This window comes from Alishewanella sp. WH16-1 (genome assembly GCF_001441695.1).
Taxonomy (GTDB): Bacteria; Pseudomonadota; Gammaproteobacteria; order Enterobacterales; family Alteromonadaceae; genus Alishewanella; species Alishewanella agri.
Genome location: NZ_LCWL01000052.1, coordinates 24,120 through 34,014, shown reverse-complemented (window position 1 = coordinate 34,014; position 9,895 = coordinate 24,120). Strand labels below are relative to the sequence as shown.

7 protein-coding genes are annotated in these 9,895 nt (G+C 50.7%); 6 read left to right on the top strand and 1 reads right to left on the bottom strand.

What is annotated here, in order from left to right:
* Positions 1-366: 366 nt before the first annotated feature.
* A complete protein-coding gene (locus AAY72_RS05430) occupies positions 367-1,305 on the bottom strand; it encodes a 1-aminocyclopropane-1-carboxylate deaminase/D-cysteine desulfhydrase (RefSeq protein WP_057785885.1) in 939 nt (312 codons plus the stop codon).
* A gap of 263 nt (positions 1,306-1,568) precedes the next feature.
* Between AAY72_RS05430 and AAY72_RS05425 the strand changes: the two genes are divergently transcribed.
* From AAY72_RS05425 to AAY72_RS05400, 6 genes are read left to right on the top strand one after another with little or no spacing between them, the layout of a single operon-like run.
* Complete coding sequence (locus AAY72_RS05425) at positions 1,569-2,612, top strand: rod shape-determining protein (protein WP_008985238.1); 1,044 nt, start codon at positions 1,569-1,571, stop codon at positions 2,610-2,612.
* A gap of 27 nt (positions 2,613-2,639) precedes the next feature.
* Positions 2,640-3,497 carry a rod shape-determining protein MreC gene (mreC, locus tag AAY72_RS05420; RefSeq protein WP_057785884.1) on the top strand — a complete coding sequence of 286 codons (858 nt, stop codon included), beginning with the start codon at positions 2,640-2,642 and terminating at the stop codon, positions 3,495-3,497.
* Positions 3,497-3,979: a rod shape-determining protein MreD gene (gene mreD, locus AAY72_RS05415; RefSeq protein WP_008985240.1), complete on the top strand. Its 483-nt coding sequence runs from the start codon at positions 3,497-3,499 to the stop codon at positions 3,977-3,979. The genes mreC and mreD overlap by 1 nt, the downstream gene beginning before the upstream one ends.
* Positions 3,979-4,551, top strand: coding sequence for a nucleoside triphosphate pyrophosphatase (locus tag AAY72_RS05410; RefSeq protein ID WP_008985241.1), 573 nt, complete (start codon positions 3,979-3,981; stop codon positions 4,549-4,551). The genes mreD and AAY72_RS05410 overlap by 1 nt, the downstream gene beginning before the upstream one ends.
* A complete protein-coding gene (gene rng / locus AAY72_RS05405; RefSeq protein ID WP_008985242.1) occupies positions 4,548-6,014 on the top strand; it encodes a ribonuclease G in 1,467 nt (488 codons plus the stop codon). Before AAY72_RS05410 ends, rng begins: the two co-directional genes overlap by 4 nt.
* A gap of 32 nt (positions 6,015-6,046) precedes the next feature.
* Positions 6,047-9,874, top strand: a complete 3,828-nt coding sequence (locus AAY72_RS05400) for a YhdP family protein (RefSeq protein ID WP_231728902.1) — start codon at positions 6,047-6,049, stop codon at positions 9,872-9,874.
* The last annotated feature ends 21 nt before the right edge of the window (positions 9,875-9,895 follow it).

The following is a 9,895-nucleotide window of genomic DNA, read 5'->3' as shown; positions in this document are numbered from 1 at the left end:
ACTTCGACCAAACTGCCTCTGCACAAAGCGCCAAGCTAAACGAGTACACCACACTCAGACTCCGGTACGCCCGCCGTACCGGAGTCATCCTGCGATGGTGATAAAGACATTCAAGCGAGACAATAAAGCAGACCAATAGCAACGAGCCCTAACCGCGCTATCAATGACACACCGCACTGTGACTAAGCACCCCCTGCACGAAAAGCGAAACCAAACGCTTACACCACACTGAGACTCCGCTAAGCCTGCTGTACCGAAGTCATTCTACGATAGTGATAGAAAAGATTAAGCCAAACTCCAACAACGGCGTATCACAGCGAACCATAGCTGCAGCTATATGACTGAACGATCACGCGTCGCTAAAACTTATATCATCGCTGACTCTGCTGCCAACAGCTGATACTGCTCTGCAGTCAGCTGTTGGCGATAGTGCAAACCATGCAGCCCCTGCAAACCACCGGTATGAAAAAACGCTACCCGCTTTACGTTCGCAAGCGCGCCTTTTGTTATAAGTTCTATTAGTAGGTGCAGAGCTTTACCGGTGTATACCGGCTCAGTGCTGATATTATATTCACGCTTTAACTGGCAGCAGAAAGCGGTGAGGTCTGCCGATAGCTTGCCATAGCCTGATCTTGCCTGAGCAATAGACCAGTTATTGAATATCTCATCGGATGGCAGGCAGGCGTTGACGCGTTGTGGCAGTGAGCTATCTTTAACTACAGCTAACCCCAGACACCTAATTGTTGGATGTTGATGAATAATGCCAGCCAGAGTGCCACCACTGGCAGTGGCACAGCAGAGCAGATCGGCGGCGCCTGCTGGCGTCTGCTGCAGGGGTAAAGTGCGAACACCCCAGGCACCTGCCTGATCACTCCCTCCCTCAGGTACTATAAGATAATGCGGGTAAGATATTTTTAAACTATTCAGGAACTCCGTCTGCTGGTGTTGTCTATAGCTATCACGGTTAAGTGCTTTAAGTTGCATCCCAAAAGCCTGACAGCGTTTTAAAGTAGGATTCTGTTGGTCAAGGTGGTCAGTTCTGACAATACCAATAGTAGGAAAGTTATAGTGATGTCCAGCTGCAGCTAACGCCGCCAAGTGGTTAGAAAAGGCGCCGCCGAAGCTCAGGATCCCTTGTCCGGGTTGACGCTGTTGTAATGCCGATTGCAGTTTTAACCACTTGTTACCCGCTATCTCGGCGACAGGTGCTTTTAACGAGCAAATCCAAATTTCCGGTGCTGGGTTTGAAACCATGCTAGCCGGCAGTAGTTGCCAGTGATATTCGGCTGACAGCTGTGTCGTCATGCAAAGTGACCAATAAATAACGCGTGGTGGCTATTATAACGTCATCGGTTTTACTGGTGCGGCAATTTCCATCTGTGGGGGCCAGTTTGTGCGGTGATTTTGTCAGTTACAACGGGTTCCTGCTTTATTTGGGAAAAATGTGACAAAAAGCTATTTTCTTGCCGGAGAGTTACTTAGAATAGCAATAATTCTGTATAAATTTATTTCTGCTGCCGCTACTTCAGCCTTGCAGCGGGATGTCGTTAAAAGGATCCACCTTCCCCATGTTTAATAAATTGCGCGGCATTTTTTCCAACGATCTGTCCATTGACCTTGGTACAGCTAATACCCTTATTTATGTCAAAGATCAGGGCATCGTTTTGAACGAGCCTTCGGTAGTTGCTATTCGTCAGGAGCGTGCTGGTGGCCCGAAAAGTGTTGCTGCTGTTGGTCACGCTGCGAAGCGGATGCTGGGTAGAACACCTGGTAATATTAAAGCAATCCGGCCAATGAAAGACGGTGTTATTGCTGACTTCTATGTTACCGAGAAAATGTTACAGCACTTTATCCGTCAGGCGCACAGCAACAGTTTTCTGCGCCCAAGCCCGAGAGTGTTGGTCTGTGTTCCTTGTGGGTCAACTCAGGTTGAACGCCGGGCCATTCGTGAGTCAGCCCAGGGGGCTGGTGCGCGTGAAGTGTATCTGATTGACGAGCCGATGGCTGCAGCGATCGGTGCTGGCTTACCAGTATCGGAAGCAACAGGCTCTATGGTGGTAGATATCGGCGGTGGTACTACTGAGGTTGCGATTATCTCGTTAAATGGTGTGGTGTATTCATCCTCAGTGCGAATTGGTGGTGATAAATTCGATGATGCTATCGTCAACTACATCCGTCGTAACTATGGCATCTTGATCGGTGAAGCTACGGCTGAACGTATTAAAACAGAGATCGGCTCTGCCTACCCAAGTGACGATGTGTTAGAAATTGAAGTTCGTGGCCGTAACCTGGCAGAAGGGGTGCCGCGTAGCTTTACCATGACCAGCAATGAGATCCTGGAAGCACTGCAAGAGCCATTGGCCGGTATCGTCAGTGCTGTCATGGTAGCGCTGGAGCAATCACCACCTGAGCTGGCATCCGATATTTCCGAGCGTGGCATGGTGTTAACCGGTGGTGGCGCGCTATTACGTGACTTAGATCGCCTGTTAATGGAAGAAACCGGTATTCCGGTGGTGGTTGCCGATGATCCTTTGACCTGCGTTGCCCGCGGTGGCGGTAAGGCACTAGAGATGATCGACATGCACGGTGGTGATGTCTTCAGCTACGAGTAAAGAGGTTTCTGACTTTCTGAGACTTACATGAATGACTTTTTTGCACGCGGCCCGGCACTCGGGCTGCGTTTAGTTTTAGCGCTAGCCTGCAGTGTCGGGCTGATGTTTGTTGACCGCTATACCGATAGCGCGACGCAAATCCGCAGTTATCTGACCTCTGCCGTTAGCCCTCTGTTTTATGCCGCCAGTTTACCGGAAAGTCTGATTTCCAGTGCTTCCGAACAATTGATGTCACAACAACAATTACTTACCGAAAACTCGGCATTGCGAGAACGGTTATTACAGCAAGATGCACAGTTGCAGTTACTAAATTTCCTGCAGCAGGAAAATAATAAGTTACGTGCCTTGCTGGGCTCTGCGCCCGTGGTAGAAGGGCAGCGGCTGATTGCAGAGGTTTTAGCCGTATACAGCCACCCATTCGCACATCAAGTGGTCTTAAACAAAGGCAGTAATGATGGCGTTACCGTACATCAACCTTTGATTGATGATAAAGGTGTTGTGGGGCAGATTGTTAGTGTTGGGCCCAGTAGTAGTCGGGCTTTACTGATTTCAGACAATACTCATGCCATTTCGTTGCGTGCCGAGCGTACCGGGATCCGTACGATCGCCGAGGGTATCGGGCAATGGGACCAGCTGCGGGTCATTCATTTACCTCTGAGTACGGATATCCGTGAGGGCGATCGTTTATTAACCTCCGGTTTAGATGGTCGTTTTCCGGAAGGCTATCCGGTAGCGGAAGTCACCCGGGTGTTTAAAGATGATAGCCAGCCTTTTATGAATGTGATGGCCAGACCCTATGCGAAGCTCGACCGGATCCGTCACGTGTTAATTTTGTTGCCAGGTAACCAGCTCACTGTTGAGCCGCCAGCGGAGGAGCCACTTTAATGCGTCCGGCTCAGGGGTTAGGTTTTATTTATCTTAGTTTGTTAGCGGCGTTATTACTGACGGTTATTCCGGTGCCCTACCAATTGACATTATTTCGCCCTGACTGGGCACTGTTAGTGGTGATGTACTGGACCCTGGCGTTACCAAGACGAGTAAATATTGGTACGGCCTTTGTCGTCGGTTTTCTAACCGATGTACTGGTTGGCACAGTGCTAGGTGTAAATGCGCTGGCCTTTTCGGTAGTTAGCTTTGTTGTAGGGGTGAACTATCTAAAAATAAGGAATTTCGCAGTAATTCAGCAAGCGCTTTTAGTCGGTTTGTTATTAGCGCTATATCAGTTACTGGTATTCTGGCTGAGTCACTTTTTAACCGGGGTCAATTTCCGGCCCGCTTATTTGTGGCCGGTGGTGATCGGGATGTTAGTCTGGCCCTGGTTATTCTGGCTGTTACGCCGTTATCGTCGTCAACTTAAGATCCAATAATGTATCCGAAAATTGCGCTTGCCTCAGCGTCACCGAGGCGTAGGGAGTTGTTGACGCAAATAGGCGTTAACTTTGAGTTAGTTAGTCCACAGATTGACGAAAGTGTGATCTCTGGTGAGACGCCTGCGGCCTATGTTAGCCGGCTGGCATTGGCTAAGGCGCGCGCTGGTGCTGTTGCGATAGCCGGACGTTTGCCGGTACTTGGTGCGGATACCACTGTCGTGCTGGAACAGCACATTCTGGGTAAACCGGAATCCAAAAGTCACTTTCTGCAGATGCTGAGCCAGCTCAGCGGGCGTAGCCACCAGGTATTCACGGCAGTCGCTGTTGTTAGCGGTGAGCACCAATTACAGGCACTAAGTTGTACCGAGGTTTGGTTCAGGAATATCTCTGCTGCTGAATTGGATGCATACTGGCAGAGCGGCGAGCCTGCAGATAAGGCGGGCGGTTATGGTATTCAGGGGCAGGCTGCCCGTTTTGTTGAGCGGATTAACGGCAGTTACACTGGCGTGGTGGGTTTACCACTGTGTGAGACTGATCGCCTGTTACAGCAACTGCAGGAGCTAGGATGAGTGCTGAACTATTAATTAATGTCACCCCGACCGAAACCCGTGTCGCTTTAATTGAGAACGGGGTATTACAGGAGTTACATATTGAGCGTCAGGCTCGACGGGGTTTAGTAGGCAATATTTATGTCGGTAAAGTCAGCCGGGTATTACCGGGAATGCAGGCTGCCTTTGTCGATATTGGTTTAGATAAAGCAGCCTTTTTGCACGCGTCAGATATAGTGCAACACAATGAAGCCAGCGAATTAGATACTAAGCCGGCCGTCAGTAAAGATATTCGGGTGTTGGTTCGTGAAGGGCAGTACTTACTGGTACAGGTGGTAAAAGACCCCCTTGGCACTAAGGGAGCCCGACTCACTACTGATATTACCTTGCCGTCACGCTACCTGGTGTTTATGCCAGACAGTGCGCATGTGGGTGTTTCGCAGCGGCTGGAGTCCGAAGCAGAGCGGCAACGCTTAAAAGATATTGTGAGCAATTGCGTCGACGATTGTGGCGGCTTTATTGTACGCACAGCTGCAGAGGGCGCGGCTGAAGACGAGTTGGTACAAGACGCCAAATTTCTAAAAAAACTCTGGAGTAAGATCCTAAAACGGAAAAAAAACACCCGGAAAGAAGGGGTGGTTTACGAGGATCTGAGTCTGAGTTACCGTATTTTGCGGGACTTTGTCGGCACTGAGCTGGAGCGGGTAAGGGTCGACTCGAAACTGACCTTTCAGCAGCTTACCGCCTTTTGTGAAGAATTTATGCCGCAGATTATTCCGTTACTGGAGTATTACCCCGGCGAACGGCCGATTTTTGATTTATTTGACGTTGAGAACGAGATCCAGCGCGCATTGGAGCGCAAGGTGCCGCTAAAGAGTGGTGGCTATCTGATGATTGATCAGACCGAAGCGATGACCACAATCGATGTCAATACCGGTGCTTTCGTTGGCCATCGCAATCTGGACGAGACCATTTTCAACACCAATACCGAAGCCACCCAGGCGATTGCCCGTCAGCTACGCCTGCGTAATCTCGGTGGTATTATCATTATCGATTTTATCGATATGCAAAATGACGAACATAAAAGACGGGTGTTCCATAGTCTGGAACTGGCATTGGCCCGTGATCGTGCGAAAACCAACATTCACGGCTTCTCAGCCTTGGGTCTGGTTGAAATGACCCGGAAAAGAACCCGCGAAAGTCTGGAACATATCCTATGCTCAGAGTGTCCAGTATGTAAGGGGCGCGGTTCGCTGAAAACCGTTGAAACCGTTTGTTTTGAAATTTTGCGGGAAATCGTCCGGGTAAACCGTGCCTATTCTGCAGATAAATTTGTCGTGTATGTCTCGCCGGTAGTTCGTGATGCCCTAACGACAGATGAGTTCCACAGCCTGGCAGAATTGCAGGTGTTTATTGGTAAACAAATCAGTATTCAGTCGGAGCCCATGTATACGCAGGAACAGTTCGACGTGGTAATGATGTAGTGCAGCAAGTAAAACGGGTTTGCTTTTACTGTTTGCATAAAGTTTGGGTTGCGCTGGCACTTTGCTTAGTGTTGCTGGCAACGGTAATCTCAGTATTACGCCTGGCCTTACCTTATGCGGACAGTTACAAACAGCAAATTGAGCAGGTACTTAGCAACCAGCTAGGTGCTACGGTTGCGATCGGCCAGATCAGTGCTGGATGGCGGGGTAGCGGACCGGCCCTGTTACTGCGACAGCTTGAACTGGGTGACCCGCAACAACCCGTCCTGACTATCGCTCAAACATCGTTACATCTCGATTTCTGGCAAACCTTATTGCAACGTACCATCACGGCGGAGCAAATCGAGTTACAGGGCTTGCGCTATCAGCTCAATGCCGACCAACTGTTAGGCCAGCAACCCTCTGCGGCTAGCAACGAATTAACACTCCCGGCACTGGAACAACTGTTTTTCCGGCAACTAAAAGATTTTACCGTTATCGACAGTCAGCTGGTGCTGATCAGTGCCGAGCACCCGGAGCAGGAGATACAGATCCACCGCCTGAACTGGCGAAATGCGGGTGAACGTCACCAGGGGCATGGCGAGTTATCCATTGCCGGAGTCACAGCCAATACCATCAGTTTTATTCTCGATTTTCAGGGGCCAGATCTTCAGCAAGCACAAGGGCAACTCTATTTAGAGAGCGCAGAGCTGGACGTACTGCCCTGGTTTGTGCAATTCCTGCCACAAAGTAGCCGGTTACAGAAAGCTGCCCTTAACTTCCGAGCCTGGGCGGGTTTAAGCGGTGGCCAGTTCACCTATCTGCAATTAGAGCTGGCCGAGAATAGTCTGCACTGGCAGCGTGAGGCCGTGCAACATAGTTTGAAACTCGGCCCTGGACAATTACTCTGGACGCCCAACAGCAACGGCTGGCAGCTATTATCTACTGAACTCACGCTGGCTGATGCATTAACACAATGGCCAGGGCTGACATTGCAACTAAGTCGTGCCGATGAGCAGTATCTGGCAACCCTGAGCGATTTTCAGTTAGACGCGCTACAGCCACTCGCTCAGTTGCTGGCGGAAGACAGTGAAAAACTAGAAGCCATATTGGCGTACCAACCGACGGGATATTTACAACAATTACAACTTCGCGTCCGGCAGGAGCAATGGCAACTAACGGGTACAGTGGAGGCGCTCAGTACTGTTGCAGTTGGTGATGTGCCCGGATTAAAGCAGTTACAGGGGCAGTTGGCGGCGACCGAGCACCTGATCTGGCTGCGGCTAAATGGTGAGCAACAAAGTTTAGACTGGGACGGACTGTTCCCGACGCCGTGGGATTACCAACAGCTGGTAGCAGAGCTCAGGTTAGTGCCCACGATAGCGGGCTGGCAGATCCAGATCCCTGAATTTCAATTGCAACTGAGCGATTTCGAGCTGGCAGCCGAAGCCAGTATCACCCTCGGAGAGCGACCAGAGCTCGCCCTGTTGGCACAGTTAACCGGTCTGGATGCTGCAAAGGCCAGTCAGTATTTTCCACAGCGTTATATGCCTGAGAAAACACGGGATTATCTGAGTGTAGCGATAGAAGGCGGTCAGCTACAGCAGGCAACAGTGCTGTGGCAAGGTGCTTTTGCTGATTATCCGTTTAGTGATGCGACGGGCCATTTTCAGGTGTACGCCGGTTTAAACGGCGCAACCTTTCGCTTTGCTCCAGACTGGCCGGCATTAACTGAGTTACAGGCTGCACTGTGGTTTGATAATGCCGCCATGCTAATTGAAGGTCAGCAGGGCTATCTGGGGTTATTGCCCCTGACTGACCCGGTACAAGCCAGTATTGTCGATTTGCGACGTGCCACTCAACTTGATATCCGGCTCAATACGGAGCTTGATACCGCTGCGTTAACAGAGTTGATGTTGGCGTCTTCGCTACAAAATAGTTTAGGTAAAACCTTGCAACATCTCGGGCTGGCAGGTCCGGTGCGCGGTGATTTGTTATTAGAGATTGGACTTACCGAACCTGGTGTGGTGGCATCCGGCAGCGCTGACCTACTCAATGTACAGGCAAACCTGCAGGCACCTGCGATTCAGCTTGATGGCTTAACCGGGCGGGTGAACTTTCGCAACGAAGTGTTAGCCGGCGAAGCCTTACAATTTCGCTATTTGGGTTTGCCGGCCAGCGGCAGTTTTAACGGTGCGATGCAGGACCTTGGTTATCAAATTGAGCTGACGTTACAAGGGCAGGCCTTGGCCGAAGATTTGCAATTATTGCTAGTTACCGATAATGAAGACTTACTCGCCGGAGCCGCCGACTGGCAACTACAGTTAGCATTAAACCTACCCGAGCAGGGTTTTACTTATCAGGCAACCTTAGATGCCGATCTCAGTGCACTGGCTTTACAATTACCCATTCCCTATCAAAAAAGTGTCGGGCAGCGCGCGCTGCTGCATTTGGTGGCCAATGGTAATACCGAACAAAGCTTTGTGGCGCTAAGTTATCCGCAGCTATTGGATTTTCAGGCGCAATTATCGCATAGCAGTGGCCGCATAGAGCGGGCCCAATTAATGCTGGGGCCGGATAAAGCCAGCCTGACACAAACGGGTTTTACGGTAGAGGTTGATTTAGCGTCTGCCGAATTAACCAGTTGGTTTAGTCTGTTGCAGCCGCTGCTCAGCAAGGCGGCAACTGAACCAGGATGGTTACCACCCTTGCAACGGGTGCGGGGGCAGATCCAGCAAATCCGGTTACCCGCTGAGCTTGAGCTAACGAATACCGTATTTGACCTGACACCAACGGCCGATGCCTGGCAGTTACAGTTAAATGGCGCTGAAATTGCCAGCCGCTGGCAATTTTTCCATGATTGGCAAGCCAAAGGTTTAACCGCCGAGCTGGACTACCTGCATTTAGTGTTGCCACAGCCGCTGCTTGCAGCAGACAGTGCTGCGGTGGAAACCACACCCGCACCCGAGCCGGAACGCCAGGCTCAGCAATGGCTAACGGAAATGGTGCCGTTGCAACTACGGTGTAAAGATTGTGCCGTTGGGCCTTATCGCTTTGGTAATGTAACGCTTAAAGCCGCAGGTACAGGTGAGCGTTGGCAGCTAACTGAGCTGCAAACCGACTACAAGGGTAATAAATTTAATCTAACAGGCAACTGGCAACCGGATGCGGAGTTAGGACTCAGTCAGTTTAGTGGTAACTTCGTCAGCCCTAATCTCGGCGCCTTATTAACAGAATATGGCTTAAGTAGTGCGATTAGCGGCAGTCGTAGCGAGCTTGATTTTACATTGCACTGGCAGGGTGCGCCGCAGCAGTTCGCGATGAAGGCGCTGAACGGCAAGGTGCAATTTGCCTTGGGTGAAGGCTCACTGACTGAAGTCAGCGATCAGGGCGCCCGGTTATTCTCAATCTTCAGTTTAAACTCACTTGTTCGCAAACTCCGGCTGGACTTTCGCGATGTGTTTGCGAAAGGCTTTTTTTATAACCGGATGAGCGGAAATCTCAGCTTGCAGCAAGGTGTAGCGCAAACCAGCGATTTCAGTATCGATGGTGTGCCTGGCAATATGCAGCTGCAGGGGTATGCCGACCTGGTAAAGCGTGAGATGGATTATCAGGTATCATTTTCTCCGAAGGTCACCTCCAGTTTACCGGTAATCATCGCCTGGATGGTTAATCCGGCAACTGGTCTGGCTGCGCTGGCGCTGGATGAGGTGTTTCAATCGGCTGAAGTGATTTCCCGGATTAACTTTACGGTCACGGGCAGTTTTGATAAGCCGGTGGTGACCGAGGTAAACCGTCACAGCACCGAAGTGCCGGTGCCGGTAAGAATTGCCCAACCTGAGATCCGCAATGATGACAGCCGCCAACCTCTGCTCAACTGATACTGCGGACAGTCGCTGGCG